Source organism: Dapis purpurea BLCC-M126 (assembly GCF_050015975.1).
Lineage (GTDB): Bacteria > Cyanobacteriota > Cyanobacteriia > Cyanobacteriales > Microcoleaceae > Trichodesmium.
This window is the reverse complement of sequence record NZ_JBNHER010000090.1, coordinates 1-20,067: the sequence shown is the minus strand read 5'-3', so window position 1 is coordinate 20,067 and position 20,067 is coordinate 1. Positions and strand designations below refer to the sequence as shown.

Genomic DNA, 20,067 nt, shown 5'->3' with positions numbered 1-20,067 from the left:
TTTGTATTTTTAAGCCTTAAACCAATAGTATAAAGGACTAATTAAGCTACTCCAAAAAAGTTCTAATTCACAGCGAGCTATTAAATCTTTATTAATCACCTTATAGTAATAGCAGTAATGAATAATCAATTTTCGCAGATCATTTAAAAAATGAAGAACTGTAAAAAAAGGCTGTTTCCAGGTAGTATATTGTAGCATTCGAGTATAATAGCGACTCAAGCCAATTCCTCGTAGTAGTCTTAAAAGATAAGGTTTTTGTAAGCGATTAGAAGGAATATGATGCTCAACTTTCATCTGAGGATTATGCCAAATTTCCCAACCTTTTTTTCTCACATAAGAAAGCATTTCCATATCTTCACCTTTATTTTGTAAAGATTGAGCTGATACTCCTGTGAAAAAAGGTTGTTCCGGTATACATTCTAACCATACTTGTTTCCGAATGACTAAACCTGCACCGGGGGGAAATAACCAACGTTCTAATAAATCATAACGAAATGCTTCTTCTCCGCGATTAATGATGGCTAAAAAGCAAGCAATTCGATGAAAATTTTGGGGAGGATTAATTTTATACACACCCTCAATTTGACTTCCATAGGCTCCCGCTTGAGGATGTAAATTAGCAAATGAATAAGCCGATTCAACCCAATTAAGATGAGGTAGATTATCATCATCAAGAAAGCCAATTAGAGGACTATTAGCTTCCTTAATTGCTAAACGTCGAGCAAATGCAATTCCTTGTTTTTGTTCAAATAAATATCGGATTTTAGGATTATTTTGGCAGGATTTTAATTGATAGTTATGAATAACTTTTTCAGTCTGGTCTGTGCTGTTATTATCAACAATTAAAATTTCCCAATCCAGGTTTTTGGTCTGTTTTTGAGAAAGTAGTCTATCTAGAACTTGAGGTAGACGATTTTCTCCATTGTAGGTGCAAATTACCACTGTAAAATCAATCATTTGTAAAATCAATTATTAGAAAAATGGCATTGGTTAATCAAGCTATGAAACCTAAATTTGGCAAAATATAAAATGCTCAATGTTAATAGTATTAATGCAAAATTAATGCACAATCATAGCCAAAATCAGCAACGCCGAAAAATTAATATCCCCTCCCCTTGATAGAGGAAGGGAGTTTGGGATCGGGTTAAAGCCAATTAGAGAATGGAAGTAAAGTCACTCTCAGTTAAAGTGGTGGTATCAATACGATTGAGGACAGCGAGTGTTTCCTCTCCTGAGATAATACTATTTCCAGTAAAGCTCAAGTCTCCAAACATTAGACCATCAGCTAAACCGATGAAGTCAGTTCCAACTTCAAAGTCAACAATAGTATCAGTTCCTTCACCAACAGCTAAGATAAAGGTATCAGAACCTTGACCACCAGAGAAGTCATCTCCAGTTAGAACATCATCACCTAAACCACCTCGGATGAGGTCATCGCCATCATCACCCCAGATGCTATCGTTACCTTCATCACCGTAAAGCTCATCGTCGCCACCTTTACCACCGATACGGTCATCACCTAGACCACCGAAGATAGTGTCATCTCCACCTTGAGAACGACCAGAAGAACGACTATTCTTGTCACCTCGGAGAATATCAGCACCTTCGCCACCGAAGATTACATCATCTCCCATTCCTCCAGCAACCGTATCGTCACCGAGACGAGCCATGATCAGGTCACTTTCGTCGCCACCCACAAGATTTTCATCGTCTTCGTGACCATTAATGTAGTTCTCAGTTCCAGTTAGGGATAGAGCCTGAACGTGAGCTAAGTGAGTTTGGTCTACATAACCAGGGATACCAGGAATTTCTTCACCGTAGCTTGTGAAGCCTTCGCCTTCGAGAGCATCTAGCAACTCAGAACCAGCACCTTCGTAGTAAACAGGTACTGGGATAGTGGTATGAGTTCCCCAACCGTATTTAACTTCAGGATCAGAACCCCAGAAATGACCGGAAGCTGAAGGCTCTGGGTTTTCTGTCAATGCTTCAGCACCAACTTCACGCAGCAGTTCTGGGAAGTCATTGTTGAGAGTAAAATAGTGGTCGTGGTCAGCAGTAACAACCAGAAGGTTCTCTTCATAACCACCATTTGCCTCAATCCAATCCATCACAATTTGTACAGACTCTTCAAAGTCAAAAGTCGTACCGATCATGTTGTCAAGATTATTGTCGTGGGCTGCCCAGTCAATATCACCGCTCTCAATGGTAACCCAGAAACCATCGGGATCATCACCGAGAACATCAAGAGCCGCAGTGGTCATGTCCATCAGAGTTGTATTGTAGCTAACTTCCTTAGCAATGAACTCCTCAACAGTTTCACCTTCATCCAAAGGACGGGTCGTATCCCTACGCCCCCCCAAACCTGCATTGCTGTAGTCGCCATCAGCAGTTCTCCAAGGCAAGTTACCGCCCTGACCACGAGCGCCATACAAACCAAACAGTTTCTCACCAGCATTGACATCAATTTCAGCAGCAACTTCTAGCAAAGTTTGACCTGCATTTTCACCACGCTCTAGGAAGGTGTACTCATAATCACCGGCTCGCAATTCTTCTAGGGTATCCAGATCCATGTAACGTTCATCGCCACGACCATCTGGATGACCACCACCGAGAACCAATTCAGGCTGAGTTTCGTTAAGAATCTGGTACAGAATGTTATCATTGTCAGGGATAGCATGACCAAACTCGTCAACTTCTGCATTAACACTATCTTCTGTCGTCTTGCCACGTTGGTTAACATGAGCAATTGCTGCAGCAGGCGTTGCGTGGTTGAAGGGAACGGAGCTAACTGTACCAAAGGATTTACCCAAATCACGAGCAATTTCACCTAAAGTTTCGATGTCATGCTCATGGATTTCAACTCCAATTGCACCCACATAGGTCTTTTCACCGGAGTACAGAGCAGTTGCCGTACCTGCAGAGTCAGGATACAAGCTCTTAACATATTCAACGTCAAATACACCATCAACTTCATCAGTGGGTTCTCCAATGCGCTCCCAGGGTAGTGAAGGGCCTTGGTTAACATCGTAGAAAGGTAAGTTACCCCCAATAATATTACCGTCTTCGTCACGGATTGGATCTTCGTCGAAACCAAAACTGGAACGAAGTTCAGGAAAAAAGCCCTCAACCAGAGCAGGGTTAGGATCAAACTCAAATCCCTCCCGTTCAGGGGCAGTGCCAGTAACATGGTCAAAAGGTCTCCCCTGTAGAGCAGAGTTACTCTTGTTTCCATCTATGTAAGTGTTGCTCGTGGTAACGAGGGAGAAACCTTCCAACTCCTGGAAGCTTAAACCTTCTCCTACGCCTTCCGTATAAAAATCACTCAGAGTATTTCCTTCAGAACCCTCGTTGATTTGTTTCTGAATTGCCGCAGCACGAGCCATTTCCCAGCCCATACCGTCGCCGATCATAATGATGACGTTCTTAGCCATATTCTCCTTGATTTAGGTATTTTTATATAGATCAAAAGTCTTCTCTCAAAAAACTGCTCACATTTAGGAAATACTATATATTTTGAGCTACATTTTTTTGTATTTGACCTATCCAGAGTAACAATAATTGTTGATGTTTAAATTGTGTTTATTATTTGGTTAAGTTTAGTTTAAATTTTCAGCAAAATTGCGGTTTTACCTAATATGAGGAGAAATTGCTATGGCATATCCTTAATGTGGGGTTACTAAGAGCTAATTTATAAAGATTATCTAAAAATTATATAAAGAAAACCTAATGTTTTCCAAAGCGAGGCGGCGATTAAACAAGTTAACTTCTATGGAGAAAGCAGCCTTCTGAGCTGACACAATCTTGAAGTTGACTGTTATACCAAAGGCTAATAATTTGGTAAAGCATTTAGGATTACTCTCTCAGCCCCCCTTACTGTGGTATCAATTCCGTTTAGGACAGCGAGTTTATCCTCTATTTCGGAGACTTGAAAAAAGATCGGATAAATATTTTTCTTAAATATTTATCCGAAATTTATTTAGGGTAAGTTAATCAGTAAATATTGAGGAGATATTACCTTAATTTTTACTCATTGAACTTGAAAGGAATATTAACTTTATTCCTCAAAATACTGACCCTTAAGAATTGATTGTAGAAGCAGTATTTGAAAGTTATACGGAAGTAAAGTCACTCTCAGTTAAAGTGGTGGTATCAATACCATTGAGGACAGCGAGTGTTTCCTCTCCTGAGATAATACTATTTCCAGTAAAGCTCAAGTCTCCAAACATTAGACCATCAGCTAAACCGATGAAGTCAGTTCCAACTTCAAAGTCAACAATAGTATCAGTTCCTTCACCAACAGCTAAGATAAAGGTATCAGAACCTTGACCACCAGAGAAGTCATCTCCAGTGAGAACGTCGTTACCTAAACCACCTCGGATGAGGTCATCACCATCATCACCCCAGATGCTATCGTTACCTTCATCTCCATAGAGTTCGTCGTTACCGCCTTTACCACCAATGCGGTCATCGCCTGTACCACCATTGATAGTGTCATCTCCAGCTATAGAACTACCAGAAGAACGACTATTCTTATCGCCCCGGAGAATATCATCACCCCCACGACCATCAATTTGATCGTCACCCTGTAAACCAGCAATAGTATCATCGCCTTGACGACCTACTAACATATCGTCGCCATCAGTTCCCACGAGATTTAACGGCTCTTGATTTTCCAGTTCAGACTGGATAAAATTAGAAAGTCCAGCCAAATCGTCAGTATTGATTAAATCAATCTCTGCTTCAAATAGAGGACCCCAAACACTGGGAGCATCTTGAGGCAAATTCCAGAAACGGAATATTTTATCTTCTCCCTGAACTTCAGAGACAATGCGATTTAATTCCGTTTCAGTGTCTTCAGGAATAGTACCAGTGCCATCCCAAGCTAAATCTCCACTGAAGAAATTATTCCAGTTATCACTAATTAGAGGCATAAAACCTGGATCGGCATCAGTGCCAATGTCACTTTTACGTCCATCATAGCCAGCGTAACGTACCTCTTGGCTTTCCATAAATTCCCGAGGACGGTTGCCGGAGATAATTGGAGTTACCGCACCAGGAGTAACAGTGTAGTTACCCATCTCATCTTGAGTATAGGTAGTAAATAATCCAGGAGATTCTTCTTGATATTCTGTTAAAACTTCATGGAGTCTTTGGTAGGTAGACAGTCCCTCACTCTTAATATCAATCAGGAGTGTTAGAGGTGTACCATCTGCATAAACACCACCATTATCGAACTCTTCTTTTAAGTCTTGTAGAGGATCGAGGTAGAGTTCTTCTATAGTTGGGAGAGTTGTTGGGTTTAGTACAGGATCGTGAGCAACTCGTAGATTTTCGTCATCGCCAGGATAGAGCCAAATATCTGATTCTACACTAATAAACCCATAGCTTAGGGCATCAAAGAGAGGAAAATCATGTTCATAATCATTGTGAGCATGAGTAAATGGTACTGCTTCACTTCTTGGTTCGGGGATCTCTTGCAGAAAAGCTAACTGTCCTCCTTGTACCAAATTTTCTTCTGCTATAACTCCATCCCTGAGACTGTGCGCTTGAACGTCAAACAGAAATAACTCACCAGGTTCTTGATCGAACAAACTTGAAACATCCAAAATTCCAGAAGATTCCCAGTCACCTATATCATCAGGGTCTCCATCAGTTTGAGGAATAGGTTCTCCTGGTACTGCTGAACGATCCATTTGAGCAACACGGATCAGTTCCCCAGTTGTTGGATCTAACTTCCAGATAGATGCTTCTTCTCCAGATGTATCTCCAAATTCTCCAGTAGATCGGTCTTCATTGATATAAATGTAACCATCATCTGCCCAATCTAAGTTATCTGGGCTACGCACACCAAAATCAGGATGTGCAAATTGTCCAGCACCTGCATCATCTCCGTCATAGAGAATTGTTAGGTCAGCAGCGATCTCTGAATCACTAAATTCTATGTCAACACTATAAGTTGTTCCCCAAATATCATCAGGAAAACGACGGCTCCGACCGGTAGAAGCTAAGACTGCTTCTGTACCATCAGCAGGGTTTGTCGCTACATCTTCAGGACGAGAAAATTGGAAAGCACCCGCTTCTTCCGCAAGTAAATCTTGTTGAGTTTGGGTAGCAAATCCCATTTCATCATAACCTAGTTCGTCTTGAATACTGCCATCCCCATCTGTATCTTCTGCACTTCCTGCTTCTTCTGGGCGATAATAATCAATTTCGACAAATGTTCCTGACTCACTGTTTCCTGTTCCATTAAATCCTGCTGGATCGGGATTGCTATCTGGATCATTTTCTCCTTCAGTATCACCTAATTCTGCATCAGGAACCCAGACGTAGAGACTACCATCAGCTAAACCGTTACGTTCTAGAAAACCTGCTCCTTCAGTTGTATCTTTTTCTCCTACATAAAGAAGTAGAGGAGCTGCTTCACGGTCATCTCCCACTAATATACCTACTTCCTCAGCATCTCCAGTATCTACCTGAGTTATATTTTCCCAACCAGCTCTTCCTAACCAAGGAAGAGCATGAAGGGTGTTATTTTCAATATCTAATGCAAATTCAGTTCCACCAAAAGTTTCTTCTCCTGTGAAATAAATGTTATCAACGATACCCGAACCACTTGCAAACTGGTTACCTTCAACGTAGATAGAAGAACAGAAACGATTTAATCCTCCAAATTCCAGGTCGGATATCTCATCGACTACTTCACCATTACGATTGATAATAGTGTCATAAGCAAGACCTGCATCAACTACTTCTAAGGTCTCCTTATCTATATCAAAATAGCTGATCCTGGCTCCTGTGAGTTCAGTGCCATTTTCCAAAGCATAGGCATAACCAACACCGCTTCTTAACTCGTGGTTAACCAAAACTCGAACTGTATCTTCCTCAAGTTCAAAAGCTCCAATACCATCAAGAATTCCCGGAGGAGTATAATTTCCTGAAGTTCCAGGAATAGTTTCACCGATGGTGATAACAGGCTTAACTTTATAGCCGTTAAGACCTGTCATTTGAGCAGGTTGATTTGTTGTAAATGTCATCTTTACAGCCTATTTAAGATTGAAAAAATTAAGTTTTGTGCGATAAATTCCTGAGAAACTAATTAGATCATCTCCAGTTAAACAGCGATAATTAAGGTTCGTATAATTGCTCTAGCCCTAAGATAGGTATTTATGTTGCTATAGCAATTGTACAAATAAAAACTTTTTACCTGAACATGGTATTACTCAGAAAAACTTGCACAGAATTTATGATCGCATCATTGTTTTAAGATAAGAATATGAAAAGGATAAATTTTGGTTAAATCAATTTTTTGATAAAAAATTAAAACAATTTTAAAATAACTGGCTTCTGTTTATATTAATGATATATCTGTTATTTGAAATATCTTGGATATTAAATTTTAGTATCAAAAATAACTAATATCGTATCCATTTCTTTATAAAGAATTAAATAATATAGAGATAAGTTAAAATTTTTAGAGATGAATAATAGAGAAAAATCAGGTATTAATAATAAAAATTTTTTATTATACCTAGCCATATAGACATCTCCTCCGACTTGTAGGGGAAATTTACGTTTGTCATACTCCGCAAATTAGAAAAAATCTTCTATGTTAGTGTCATCATCAGAATTTTCTGACAATTTTTCATCCGTTTTTATTTCTGATACATTTTCAGAATTATTTTGTTTCTCATCTCCATATTTTACTCCTGATTCTGCTGCACGTTGAGCAGCCGGATTATTAATTTCATAAATCTGTTCAGGCTGAATATTTTTTAATGGCTCAATTTCTATTTTTTCCTGTTCTTGTTCTTGAGAATTAACAGATTTTTTAACATAATTTTGTTTGTTTTCTCCATATTTTGCTCCTGGTTCTGCTGCAAGTTGAGCAGCAGGATTATTAATTCCATAATTAGGTTCTGGCTTAACAATTTCTAATGGCTGAACTTTAGATTTTTCCAGTTTTTTCTCTTCAGATTTAGGAGGTTTTTGTCGCCTAATTCCACCTCTACGTCTACGAGAAGTCTGCTCTTCTGTTGTATTTTCCGTAACAACTTCATACAAAATTGCTAACTTATTTTTATCGCTACCTCGACGCAAAACTCTACCCAACCTTTGAATATATTCTCGTTCGCTACCTGTACCAGATAAAATAATTGCTACCCTCGCATCTGGCACATCAACACCTTCATTTAAAACATGAGAAGCAACAATAGTTTTATATTCTCCAGTCCGAAATTTACTTAATACTTCATGGCGTTCTTTAACAGGAGTTTGATGAGTAATTGCCGGAATTAAAAAGTCATGGGAAATTCGATAAACTGTAGCATTATCCGCTGTAAAAATTAAGGTACGTTCTGGGAAATGTTGAGCAAGCAAATTACCTAAAGTTCGCAATTTTCCATCTGTACCAAGAGCAATTTCTTTAGCTTGACGATGAGCTAACATTGCTCGACGACCAGCAGTAGAACGAGCGCTCGATATAACAAAATTTTTCCAACCATTTAACCCACCTAATTTAATATTTGCCTGTTTTAAAAAGTCATTTCTAATTGTCATTAATTTGTTATATTCTTCCCGCTCCTGTTGCGAAAGTTTGACCATTATTTGCACAATTTGATGATCAGCTAAAGCGGCACCAGCTAATTCTTCAGGAGTTTTGCTGAAAACGGTAGGTCCGATTAAATAATCTAGGTCAGAATGACGACCATCCGAACGGTTAGGAGTTGCTGTTAAACCGAGACGATAAGGAGCGATCGCGTATTCGGCAATTACTCGATAAAAATCAGTGGGTAAGTGGTGACATTCATCAAAAACTAATAGAGCATATTTATTTCCTATGGCCTCTGCATGAATAGTTGCACTATCGTAAGTCGCTACTAAAATTGGTGTTTTATCCCTAGATCCACCTCCGAGCAACCCCACCTCCACATCAGGAAAAGCAGCATTCAAATGTGCATACCATTGGTGCATCAAATCTAGAGTTGGTACAACAACCAGGGTACTGCGGGGAGTTGCCTGCATTGCCAGTTGTGCCAAATATGTTTTGCCAGAAGCAGTCGGGAGAATGACAACTCCATTTCTACCACCTTGTTTCCAAGCTTTCAATGCTGCCTCTTGATGAGGATAAGGTGGCATCTCGAAACTAGGAATGAGTTCGAGAGGTGCAAATTCTTTAGCTTTGTCAACAAAGTCGATTTTTGCTGCCTTTAATGATTCAACTAAAGGGCGATAGTCTATTGCCCGGACTCGAAATTTTTCTATGCGGTCATCCCAGGTGGCATAGTCTATCCAAGCTTTCCCCTGGGGTGGGGGATGGAGGATAAGAGTGCCGCGATCGAATGAGATTGTTGTTTGACGATACATTATACCAAATTGATCGATGTTTGCTGGAAATAGCTAGGTTATTTTTTAGGAGTCAGGAGTCAGGAGTCAGGAGTCAGGAGTCAGAATGAATGGTTTTAATACCATTTTTTAGGTCATAAATTCTCTTTGTTTTGTTAAATAGACATCTCCTGTAAAGTCTTTGTAATCACACTTATTAGTTGTCGGTGGTTATTTCTTCTTTGACGAGGGCGAAATTTTTGGTTAAGAAAGGATTAAGGGTAAAAGTTGTTGCAGTCATAAATTTTTAATAATGTTTAACTTATTTTATAATAATTGGGCAAAAGTTAGTGACAAGTTTTTAGACTGTTGTTATCTGTAATATTTTAGGAAAAAAAAGAAGTATTTTTATTTCATAAAAAAAATGTAGTGCAACTACAATAGAATTAATAGTTAGGCTTTGGCAAGGATTTGTTTTTGTGAGTAAACATTCTAAATCACAAATTATTGAGCTAGAGGAACGCCTTCAGCAAGCTATGTTGACATCTGATGTAGCTGAACTAGACATACTTATTGCACCAGAGTTAATCTTTACCAACCATCTTGGGGAACTTGTTACTAAAGAGCAAGACCTTGAGATGCACCGTTGTGGAGTTCTCAAGCTAACGGAGCTGATACCCTCACAACAACGCATTCAGCTCAATGAAGGCTTTTCGGTTTTTTCAGTTCAAATGCACCTTTTGGGCACATATAATGATTCAATAATTGATGAACATATTCGTTACACCCGTGTATGGTCAATATCTTCTGTAGGTTATTTACAAATTGTTGCTGGTCATGCAAGTGTTATTAAAAGTTATATAATTTCTGATTAATATCACATCCATAAGCTTCTAGAAAGAAATATCCAGCTTCTAATAAAACAGTTCCACTACCAGCAAAAGAAGCGAGAATAACCGAATTTGGAAAGCAATAAACTTTGAGAATAGTCTCAATTAATCCTGAAGATAACTGACCACTCCAGGTAAATAAATTACTTCTTTTTTTATTAGCAATATCTATAAATTTTTAGGAAATAGGTTTGTCAAATTATTGCAACTATTACTATCCTTTTGGTGAAAATTTTAGTAGTCAGGTTGGCAAATATTGAGTAATATCATGTCCGGATAATTAGTTATAAAAAAGTTTTTGTTTGTAGTTGGGCTTTAGCCCTATAAATATCTATGTTTCGGGCTAAAGCCCGACTACGAGCTTTAATTATCACTATTAAAACGGACATGATATAATTTAGTTTTTCATTTTGCCAAAGGAAACAGACTCTGAGTATTCAGTATTTCTTCTGTTCAATATCATTGTATCATTTTCTAGGATTATTCTCGTCTTTAACCACGCTACACAGCCTTAGCTTTAGCTACTGCCAGTAATTTTACTGGATTAACTTTGTTTTAGATAACCAGCAAAATTTATCATATTATCTATAATCTCTATTGTTAATCATAAATAGAATGATTTAAACTATATTAGTGTAAAAAAAAGATCAAATAATCCAGAATTGTACGGTAAAAAAAAATGTTAATTTCCTAAACAAAATACTGCTACTTCTGGCTATAAAAATTATAAAAGTGTTAATCAATTTCCTCTACATATCCAAAAGCTCAAACGGGATGAGCTAGAAATACAGTATCAAGAATTACGCCAAAATCATAAAAGTTTATCATTGAGTAGGTCGCAGTTAGTTAGAGGTAGAAAAGAAGAGAGAGAAAAATTTTTAAAGCTCAAAGATAACTTAAATAAATCTTTAAAAGTAATTGAGAAATATAAGTTAGAAAAGTAGAAGTTAAGACAAGCATTATCCCATAGTGTTGAGACAAATACTAGATTACAACAAGAGGGAGGTGAACTAACTAACCAAGTAGACAACTTAACAATTCAATTGGAGGCAACAAATCAATTAATAGGTGAGTTTGAATTTGTTTATGAAAATATTGAGAAAAACAAAAATGTAATGTCAGGATTGGAACGTTTTAGAGCTATAATGAAAGCTGCTAACAAACTTTTAAATACTGATATTAAAGATTTAATACCTATGAAATCAGCACAACCCAATCCTGGAAACAGGAATAGAACCTGAACAGCAAGACTTAAAACAACAAGTAAAATTTCTAGAGAAAAGAATTCTAACTTTAGAAAATCAAGTTAAAGAACAAAGTCAGTTGATACAACAATTAATAAGTCAGTTAAAGTAATTTTTTGATGAATTTAATCAAGCCAAAAATAAGAGATTAAGCGGGGATTATTTTCACCCCCCGCTTCATTTATTCAGAGCAAACTATTGGTTGTAAAGGATATCAATTTTATTAAATCCCTAACACTTTTGTGTAGTGCTATAATAGAATTGTCGCTAAATAGATGAAAAAAATAGCTCAAATTAAGACAAAGGATTAATTCCAGGCTTTATTGCTTGGCAAAAACTAAAATCCTTAAATGACAAGATTTTGCCAGTTTTTTTGAGTTATAAAGCGACAAATCTAATACTTAACTCAACTGCGCTTCTGTCAACCATGCAGCATGAAAACCATAAGGCACTCGCTGCGGAATAATCACTCGCGCTACAGTTTCCCCACTTACGTCCTGAGCATTAACTACTACCAACTCAGAAGTCTGAGTATTTTCATCATAAACATAAGTCAGCAACCAACCATCATCTTCGCTCCTAGCATTGAGTCGAGGTGCAAAGACTGCCTCTCCACCATAACGCCCTTTACCAAACTCATAAGTTTCTGACTTCCCTGTATCCAAGTCATATTTAATCAATCCGTCAAACAAAGGAGAAGTTCCTGGTGCCATTCTTGCGGAATAACCATACTGTGTTTTTCGCCCTAATAATTCTTCATTGACACGGGGGAACTCAGAAGGTACATCATCTAGCTTTTCCTCTTTTACTTCTCCAGTTTTCAAATTAAACCGCCAACGATGTAAATAAGGAATATCTGCATCAGGGAGGCGATCGCTTTCATTAGACACAAATACATTAGTAGAGTTCACCCGACAAGTAACCAATACAACCTCATCTCCTTCCTCATAAGCATTGAGAGTATGCCAAACAAAACAACCTGGAGTTTCAAACCAACGTACTTCGCCACTATCACCGTGACGGGGAATAATACCGAAGCGACTGGGTGTTTCTGACTCAAACATTAATGGGAACTGACTTTTTTCTATTCTTTCTGGGCGAAAAGTCATCGGTAAATCGAAAAATATACTATAGTTTTCCGTAATAGCAAAGTCGTGCATCATTACTCCTACAGGCAATTCAATAGGTATTGTCCGCAGCAATTCACCAGTTGAGGAAACAACGCCATATTGTAAAAAAGGAGGTTGAGCTACTGAATAACCGAAAAACATCATTTCTCCTGTGACAGGATCAACTTTAGGATGGGCAGTAAAAGGAGATTGGAGTTTGTTGTTAAAAGTCTGTTTACCAATAGTATCCAACTCAGGCAGTTTAATATGGTACGGCGCACCGCCTTCCCAGAGAGCATAAAAATGATTGGCATGATATACGAGAGCAGTATTAGCTCTACTAGCATTTGTAATGTACGGATTATCTGGTTGGGGTGGCTCTAATAATCCTGGCCATAGTGGTTTATTTTCCTGGTTTTCTACCTGGAATTTGTTTGTGTGTACATAGCGGTTGCGATAGGATGCTTTACCGTCTTTTATTCGGATTCCATGGAGCATTCCGTCGCCATCAAACCAGTGATATTGTCCAATTGGGTCAAATTGTGGGTTGGGGCCGTTACGCACAAACATTCCTGAGAGATCGGGAGGTAGTTCTCCGATAACTTTGAGGTTGTCGGCAGTTATTTCTTTTTTAACGGGGGCGAAATTATTGGTTAAGAAAGGATTAACAGTAGGAGTTGTTGCAGTCATAAATTTTTGATAATGTTTAACTCATTTTATAACAATTGGGAAAAATTTGGAGATTAGTTGTTAGCCTGTTTGTAGGTGTTAAAAGAGAATATTTTTTTCTATTTTGGATATTTGACAAGATAAAAAATAAAATTTCTCCTAAAGCTTTTAGAGAAAAATATCCAGCTTTTAATAAAACAGTTTCACTCCCAGGAAAATAATTGATAATAACCGGATTTTGTAAACAATAAATTTTAATAATATCCAGAATTAATTCTGGATAAAACTTATTTTCACAGGCAAATAAGTTACTTCTTTTTTTATTAGCAATATCTAGAAATTTTTGAAAAATATATTGGTCAAATTATTACAACTATTACTATCATTTTAATTAAATATAGGACTTACACAAAAACTGGATTGATCAACGAAATTTTATAAGAGCGAATAATAATTAGGGTAATAGACACAGTTTATTATAACACTCCAAATTAACCAGAGATGCTATTATCAAAGCACAACCTCCAATATCTGAGCAGGAGGGAAAAACCTTGCTGCTGTAATAATTTTTTACACTCTCAAAAATTAAAATTTTCCATCATATTGTATGATGATAGTGCAAGTAAAAAATTAAAAATGGAGCATTAAATTATGTCTGACATGGAACAGGATGCTAAGTTGTGGTTGCATGGTGAAACCTATGGCTTCAAGAGTGTTCCGCCAACCAAAGATCATGAAACAATTATCAAATCAGTTCTGATTTGTGCAAAAGGAGATGGAGAACTAGCACCAGAAGAAAGAAATTGGATTGCTGGTCGTGCTGCTGCACTCGGCAGTGACGGATATGAATTAGCTAAAACTTACCCAGCAGATGAAGATGTAATTGATGTTTTAAATCAAGCATCTGCCGTAAATAATGCTGGTCGTCGTACAGTTATTTATCTTGCTATTAAAACTTGTAGCGCTGATGGAGAGTTACACCCGGACGAAATGGCTAAAATTTACCAAATAGCAGAAAAACTAGGGTTAGAAAAAGAAGTTGTTGATTCTCTCAAGGAACTTTGTGCTGAGGAAGCTCAGGTGCGAGAAAAACGGATAGGTGTGTTGTTCCCTGATGGCGCTCCTTATTAAACTTGATTTGTTAGTTACTAAATCGAGAGTTTCCTGTTTCAACTGATCTAAGTAGGGCTTGCTGATTAAATCTCAAAGCGTTGACAGATAAAAGTTTTAGCCTTTTTAGGCATTGAAAAAGTACAAGGTTTTTGCTCTTTAAAGCTCAAAAAGTAAGGATTTTGATTGACTATTGGCTGAAAAATCAAGGGACAATTCTTCCTCCTTGCCTCCTTATCATTCCTTACTTCTCCTGTCTCCTGTCTCCTACCCTCACCCATAATACTTTTTCAGCAAACCCTAAGTATTTTTATCATAAATATAAATCAGTAACTAACAGGGAAATCTCCTGAAATTCCAGAAATTATAAGTAGCTTTTGTATTTGCCCAATCACTACTTGCTTGAAGCACCCTTAGATTGGGTTGAGAGGAGGCTTGTTCCACAATTCTGATTAGTTTTTCTGCAAACCATAATTAACACTGAGATTTTAGTATAATTTGCTCTTGCCAAATTTTAACTAAGTTAGCTACTGCATTATCCCAACTATATTTAGCAATAGCTTCTCTGCTATTAATTCCCATTTCTTTCCGTAAATTAGTATCTTCAATTAAGAACTTTAATTTCTCACAAAAACTTTCCTGATTTCCTGGCATAAATAATAAACCATTCCTACCATCTTGAATATTTTCTGTGACTCCTCCTGCTTCAGGGGCAACTACTGGAATACCTGCTGCAAACGCTTCTAATACAGTTAAACCTCTGGTTTCTTTTTCTGAAGCTGTGACATGAAAATCACTATTTTTCAAAATATTAGGTACATTCTCAGGAGGTATTCTACCTAATAAATAAACATGATTTGTCACTTGAGCTAATCTGTTTGATATTTCCTCACGCATCGGACCGTCTCCAACAATTATTATGGCAATGTTTTCTATATTGATTAATTGTTGAAGTCTGACAAAAGCATCTAAGGTAAATTTCCAACCCTTATCTTCGGTTAGTCTACCTAAAAATACTATTTTTACTTTGTTAGCTAAATTAGGAATTTGATAATTTGATTCCCAAAAATTAGTTGTTATTGTGGCTGACTGAAATTTTTCTATATCAAAACCATGAAAGTTGACATACATAGCATTTTTTATTCCCATACTAACAATTTTTTGATAGGTAATAGTGCTGGAAACTAAAGTCAAATCGTATTTGTTGTAAATTGATACAAAACTTTTTTGAAAGATTAATTGCAACATCAAGTTAATCCCTTTTGGTAAAGGCAAAAAATCTTCAAAATATTCTAAAAAGTTAGTTCTAAAAGTACAAACACAGGGAATATTATTTTGTCGAGCAAATTCGATGCCAGCTAAACGGAAAAAAGCAAAAAATAACCTTTCTGGTTCATCTACATGAATGATTTCTGGCTGAAATTTTTCTAATTCTCGGCGGACTATTTGGTAAGTGTTAAATCCTACGTTTCTTTCAAAATCTAGAAATGGTGTACTAGGTAAGTTAATTACTTGAATTCCAGGAAAAATATTACCTATATAATCTTTCCAATTTGGATATAAATGAGCTAGGGGACTATAGTCAGGACAAAATAATAATACTTGATGCCCTAGTTGACTTAGTTTTTGGACTCGATAATAACCACTGACAGTTACTCCATCTAATACAGGTAAAAATCCAGAGGCAATAATGGCAATTTTCATAAATTAAGTAAGAAAAAAAATAGAAGAAAGTTAATCTTAAGCTAAGGAATTATAGCACTACACAAATATATATAAACTTGAACCTTTCCAGGGATATTCCGATAAATTTTCTTACAAGTAGCTATACAAAATTAATTACACATCCTACTGAATCCCTGCTGCCTGTTGCATCTCTCAACTAAGAAATTTATTTTGCACGACTACTGATTATTTTCTCGATAGTAATACTATATTTTTTTGCCCTTTCTCTCTTCCCTCATTCCTCTAAGATAATACGCATTTAAAATGTGTATAAGTCAGAAGGCGCGCAGTCAGAAGTAATATGAATTTTCTTTTGATAATAAGTCGTTTAAATGCACAAATGCACAACAGATTACTACCTATCTGCCTATTAGCAATATTTAGAAAATTTTTTCTAATTAGTATTACTGCCATATAAATATAAAGTGAACATTTTTTTAATTAGATGTTTAAATTATTTCAGCGATCGACATTTTAAAAGTTTTAATTATAAATCTCAGCTTTTTTGATAGAACATTTTAAAGATTGTCATTAACCTCTGACAAAAATCTGACAAAAAATCGCCAAAAATCCCTAAACTCGTCAACATAGTTTCAATAGTTTCAGCCTTATTTTCCAATTATGTGATATCCTATACTTAATGTACAATCTTTAGCTATTTTATTGCTTAATCAAATTTTTTAGCCTGAAATACCTATAATTTCGTTCTTTAAACCAGCGATCGCCTCATATTCATTTTAGGATGGCGATCTAATTTTTCTAACTTGCTCTAACAGTGATTTGACCTAATTACAACTATGTGGTAGAGATTAAAAACTTACCAATACTATTAAAAAAATTTCCTAATGGCTAAATACTCAACAATACTAGATATCCTAAACGATCGCTCCCAAAATCTTCCCGACCAAATTGCCTATAAATTTTTGCCTGATGGAGAAACTGAGTCTGGTAGCTTAACTTATCAACAATTAAATACCCAAGTACGAGCGATAGCTGCCCACCTCCAATCATTCATCAGCCCAGGAGACCGAATATTAGTCGTTTATCCCTACACTGCCGGACTAGAATTTATCGCTAGTTTTTTTAGTTGTATCTGTGCAGGGGCGATCGCCGTCACTAGCAACCCACCCCTCAACAATGAGGCTATAGCTAAAATCCAAGAAAGAGTCGAATCCTCCGAACCAAAAGCCATCCTCACCACAGAATCTTTTTTGAACGAAATTCAAGGAAAATTAGCCAAAAATCCAGACTTAGCTCCCAAACTCAACCAGTTACCCTGGATAGCCACAGATAAAATTTCATTCTCTGAAGCTCCAAAATGGAGAGAACCAAAAATAGATCCAGACACCCTCGCCTTTTTCCAATACACCTCCGGTTCCACAGGGAAACCAAAAGGAGTAATGGTAACTCACCGCAACGTCCTACATAATTCAGAAATTATTTATCAGTCCTTTGAACATTCCTCAGAAAGTCAAGGCGTAATTTGGCTACCCATGTTCCACGACATGGGATTAATAGGTGGAGTAATACAACCTCTCTACGGAGGTTTTCCAGTCACCCTCATGTCACCCGTAGCTTTAATTCAAAAACCCATACGTTGGTTAGAAGCTATTTCCAAATACAAAGCAACAACCAGTGGCGGACCGAACTTTGCTTATGACCTAGTTTCTCGTCAAGTCACCCCAGAACAATTGAAAAATTTAGACTTGAGTAGTTGGGGTGTCGCATTTTCGGGAGCTGAACCTGTACGAGCTGCAACTTTAGAAAGATTTGCCGAGACTTTTGCTACTTGTGGGTTTCGGAAGGAAGCTTTTTATCCTTGTTATGGAATGGCAGAAACTACTCTATTTATTAGTGGAGGAACAAAAACAAAAGCTCCTACTATTAAATATATAGATGCTGAAGCTTTAGCAGAAAACCAAGTTGTAGTTGGTGGGGAGAAAAGTAGGGCAGTGGTTAGTTGTGGTTGGGGTTGGTTGGGTGACGAAATTGTAATTGTCGATCCAGAATCTTTAACTAGATGTTCAGAGGGCGAAGTAGGAGAAATTTGGGTATCGGGTACTGGTGTAGGTAAGGGTTATTGGCAACAACCGGAAGAAACGGAACGAACTTTTAATGCTTTTGTGGCAGATAAAGGACCTTTTTTACGGACAGGAGATTTAGGATTTTTACAGGATGGGGAATTATTTATTACTGGGCGGATTAAAGATGTAATGATTTTGTGGGGTAGGTATCGTTATCCTCAAGATATTGAATTGACTGTAGAAAGATGTCATCCAGCTTTGAGGGCTGGTTGTGGAGCAGCTTTTTCTATAGAGGCAGAAGATGATGAGCGGTTAATAATTGTTCAGGAGGTGGAGCGTAGTTATTTACGGAAGTTGAATTTTGAAGAAATAGTGGGAGCTATTCGTCAGGCAGTTGCTGAGGAACATACGGTGGAAGTTTATGCTATTAATTTGTTGAAGACTGGTAGTATTTCTAAGACTACCAGTGGTAAGATTCAGCGTCGCTTATGTCGGAGTCAATTTTTGGAGGGTACTCTGAATTTAGTGGGTAACTGGCAACTTCAAACTGAAAAGGGTAGTGTATCTGAATTGGCAGGTATAACGCTACGGGCAAGTCAAAAGTCACAAGGCAAAAGTCAAAATTAATCTCTAACTGAGTTTTTCCTACAGAAATACTCCGCAAACAGTATTTATACCAATTTGATAAATGTTTGCTACAAATAGCTAGGGAACTTTTTAGGAGTCAGGAGTCAGGAGTCGTATGGGAATAGCTTATATATCATTTTTTAACTGGGAAATCATATTTTTTGTCAAAGGTAAATCTCCTGTAAAATCTTTTTATTGCCCTTACTATTCGTAACATTCTTTTGTTAAATTGGTATTAGAAATTTCCTAACCTAAATGTGTAGTGCTATAAAATTTAGGTTTCAAAGAATATTCTGTATTCCAAGCCTCCTGCTTTACCAGGAGGTACTGACAACTGAAATGACGCCAAGCTCCATTAATAAAGCAAAGATAAAGATTATTAAGCTAAAATAACAAAAGTTAACATTATGTCAACAATCTTTGAATCACAATACTGTACTTAAGATGAAAATAAAAGTAGGAGATAAAGCACCAGAATTTACCTTACCATCCCAAGATGGCACTCAAGTTTCTCTCTCTGACTTTCGTGGTAAGAAAAATATTGTTGTTTACTTTTATCCTAAAGATGATACACCTGGATGTACCAAGGAAGCTTGTGCATTTCGAGACCAATATCAGGTATTTACAGATGCTGGTGCTGAGGTAATTGGTATTAGTGGAGACTCCCAACAATCTCACAAACAATTTGCGAGTAAATATAATTTGCCTTTTACTCTCTTATGCGATACCAGTAACAAAGTTAGACAATTATATGATGTACCTGCTACACTTTGGATACTTCCAGGCAGAGTTACTTACGTCATAGATAAAGAGGGAATTATCCGTCATATCTTTGACTCTATGCTTGACTTTGACGCTCACGTTAAAGAAGCATTAAAAACCTTAAAAGCCATACCTGCTTAAAAAGTAAAAATAGGAATAGGGGTCAAGTTCATTAATTGATAATGAACGATGGATAATGGATAATTATTTTTGATTAGCCATCAATTATCCATTGGTAATAGTTTTTTTACCCACAATTTTAGATTTGTCAGTCCACTAGCAAAAACTAATTGCTAGTAGGAGATTATTAGCTTTAGTAAAGATTATCTAACGTCTTTACTAAAGCTGAATGTAATTAGGGTTTGCTGAAAAAGAATTAAAGGTTTTACTGATATTGCTTTTGGCATTTTTAAGTCGGGAAAAAGTGCGCTGATTTGAGTTGAAAAGCCTCAAAAAGTTAGTATTAACAGCAAGATTTGGACAGAGAAATTGAGGGATAATGCTTCCGACTGCCTTCTCTAAATTCCTTACTCCTCCTGTCTCCTGTCTCCTGACTCCTACCCTCACCCATAAGACTTTTGAGCGC

At 37.0% G+C, this 20,067-nt stretch carries 14 protein-coding genes; 5 read left to right on the top strand and 9 right to left on the bottom strand.

All coding sequences use genetic code 11. From position 1 onward, the window contains the following. Positions 1-9: 9 nt before the first annotated feature. From hpsE to ACP6PL_RS08550, 4 genes are all read right to left on the bottom strand, one after another. The gene (hpsE, locus tag ACP6PL_RS08565; RefSeq protein WP_426544536.1) at positions 10-957 is read right to left on the bottom strand and encodes a hormogonium polysaccharide biosynthesis glycosyltransferase HpsE; all 948 of its coding nucleotides are present in this window, start codon (positions 955-957) and stop codon (positions 10-12) included. Positions 958-1,154: 197 nt separating this feature from the next. Beyond that, complete coding sequence (locus ACP6PL_RS08560; RefSeq protein WP_426544534.1) at positions 1,155-3,431, bottom strand: alkaline phosphatase; 2,277 nt, start codon at positions 3,429-3,431, stop codon at positions 1,155-1,157. 678 nt (positions 3,432-4,109) lie between these two features. Continuing rightward, positions 4,110-7,034: a hypothetical protein gene (locus ACP6PL_RS08555; protein ID WP_426544533.1), complete on the bottom strand. Its 2,925-nt coding sequence runs from the start codon at positions 7,032-7,034 to the stop codon at positions 4,110-4,112. A 556-nt stretch (positions 7,035-7,590) separates the two neighbouring features. Beyond that, on the bottom strand, positions 7,591-9,363 hold the full coding sequence (locus ACP6PL_RS08550; RefSeq protein WP_426544531.1) for a DEAD/DEAH box helicase: 1,773 nt from the start codon (positions 9,361-9,363) through the stop codon (positions 7,591-7,593). Between the two features lie 437 nt (positions 9,364-9,800). Here ACP6PL_RS08550 and ACP6PL_RS08545 point away from each other — a divergent pair, with 437 nt between their 5' ends. After that, on the top strand, positions 9,801-10,196 hold the full coding sequence (locus tag ACP6PL_RS08545; protein ID WP_426544529.1) for a nuclear transport factor 2 family protein: 396 nt from the start codon (positions 9,801-9,803) through the stop codon (positions 10,194-10,196). On the opposite strand, the gene ACP6PL_RS08540 is transcribed toward ACP6PL_RS08545, so the two are convergent. Further along, a complete protein-coding gene (locus ACP6PL_RS08540; protein WP_426544548.1) occupies positions 10,171-10,317 on the bottom strand; it encodes a TRM11 family methyltransferase in 147 nt (48 codons plus the stop codon). The two genes, ACP6PL_RS08545 and ACP6PL_RS08540, sit on opposite strands and share 26 nt — an antisense overlap. 937 nt (positions 10,318-11,254) lie before the next feature. Between ACP6PL_RS08540 and ACP6PL_RS08535 the strand changes: the two genes are divergently transcribed. After that, positions 11,255-11,452, top strand: a complete 198-nt coding sequence (locus ACP6PL_RS08535) for a hypothetical protein (RefSeq protein ID WP_426544527.1) — start codon at positions 11,255-11,257, stop codon at positions 11,450-11,452. A 404-nt stretch (positions 11,453-11,856) separates the two neighbouring features. On the opposite strand, the gene ACP6PL_RS08530 is transcribed toward ACP6PL_RS08535, so the two are convergent. After that, on the bottom strand, positions 11,857-13,254 hold the full coding sequence (locus tag ACP6PL_RS08530; protein WP_426544525.1) for a carotenoid oxygenase family protein: 1,398 nt from the start codon (positions 13,252-13,254) through the stop codon (positions 11,857-11,859). Between the two features lie 630 nt (positions 13,255-13,884). On the opposite strand from ACP6PL_RS08530, the gene ACP6PL_RS08525 reads away from it, so the two are divergent. Further along, positions 13,885-14,364 (top strand): TerB family tellurite resistance protein, encoded by a 480-nt coding sequence (locus ACP6PL_RS08525; RefSeq protein ID WP_426544523.1) that lies wholly within the window; start codon positions 13,885-13,887, stop codon positions 14,362-14,364. A gap of 312 nt (positions 14,365-14,676) precedes the next feature. Here the strand turns inward: ACP6PL_RS08525 and ACP6PL_RS08520 are convergent, their stop codons facing one another. Both ACP6PL_RS08520 and ACP6PL_RS08515 read right to left on the bottom strand, forming a co-directional pair. Continuing rightward, entirely contained in the window at positions 14,677-14,787 is a 111-nt protein-coding gene (locus ACP6PL_RS08520; protein ID WP_426544521.1) for a transposase DNA-binding-containing protein, read from the bottom strand. Between the two features lie 30 nt (positions 14,788-14,817). After that, positions 14,818-16,047 (bottom strand): glycosyltransferase, encoded by a 1,230-nt coding sequence (locus ACP6PL_RS08515; protein ID WP_426544519.1) that lies wholly within the window; start codon positions 16,045-16,047, stop codon positions 14,818-14,820. Between the two features lie 866 nt (positions 16,048-16,913). Here ACP6PL_RS08515 and ACP6PL_RS08510 point away from each other — a divergent pair. Together ACP6PL_RS08510 and ACP6PL_RS08505 are read left to right on the top strand one after the other, a co-directional pair. Next, entirely contained in the window at positions 16,914-18,719 is a 1,806-nt protein-coding gene (locus ACP6PL_RS08510; protein WP_426544517.1) for a fatty acyl-AMP ligase, read from the top strand. A 444-nt stretch (positions 18,720-19,163) separates the two neighbouring features. Further along, a complete protein-coding gene (locus ACP6PL_RS08505) occupies positions 19,164-19,622 on the top strand; it encodes a peroxiredoxin (RefSeq protein ID WP_426544515.1) in 459 nt (152 codons plus the stop codon). Between the two features lie 198 nt (positions 19,623-19,820). Here ACP6PL_RS08505 and ACP6PL_RS08500 read toward each other — a convergent pair. Further along, positions 19,821-20,067 (bottom strand): hypothetical protein (locus ACP6PL_RS08500; protein ID WP_426544513.1); only part of this gene is annotated, 247 nt, incomplete at its 5' end.

Coding starts and splice junctions, on each gene's coding strand:
- ACP6PL_RS08515 (WP_426544519.1), bottom strand. CDS start 16,047: ATGAAAATTGCCATTATTGCCTCTGGATTTTTACCTGTATTAGATGGA.
- ACP6PL_RS08550 (WP_426544531.1), bottom strand. CDS start 9,363: ATGTATCGTCAAACAACAATCTCATTCGATCGCGGCACTCTTATCCTC.
- hpsE (WP_426544536.1), bottom strand. CDS start 957: ATGATTGATTTTACAGTGGTAATTTGCACCTACAATGGAGAAAATCGT.
- ACP6PL_RS08525 (WP_426544523.1), top strand. CDS start 13,885: ATGTCTGACATGGAACAGGATGCTAAGTTGTGGTTGCATGGTGAAACC.
- ACP6PL_RS08505 (WP_426544515.1), top strand. CDS start 19,164: ATGAAAATAAAAGTAGGAGATAAAGCACCAGAATTTACCTTACCATCC.
- ACP6PL_RS08510 (WP_426544517.1), top strand. CDS start 16,914: ATGGCTAAATACTCAACAATACTAGATATCCTAAACGATCGCTCCCAA.
- ACP6PL_RS08555 (WP_426544533.1), bottom strand. CDS start 7,034: ATGACATTTACAACAAATCAACCTGCTCAAATGACAGGTCTTAACGGC.
- ACP6PL_RS08560 (WP_426544534.1), bottom strand. CDS start 3,431: ATGGCTAAGAACGTCATCATTATGATCGGCGACGGTATGGGCTGGGAA.
- ACP6PL_RS08530 (WP_426544525.1), bottom strand. CDS start 13,254: ATGACTGCAACAACTCCTACTGTTAATCCTTTCTTAACCAATAATTTC.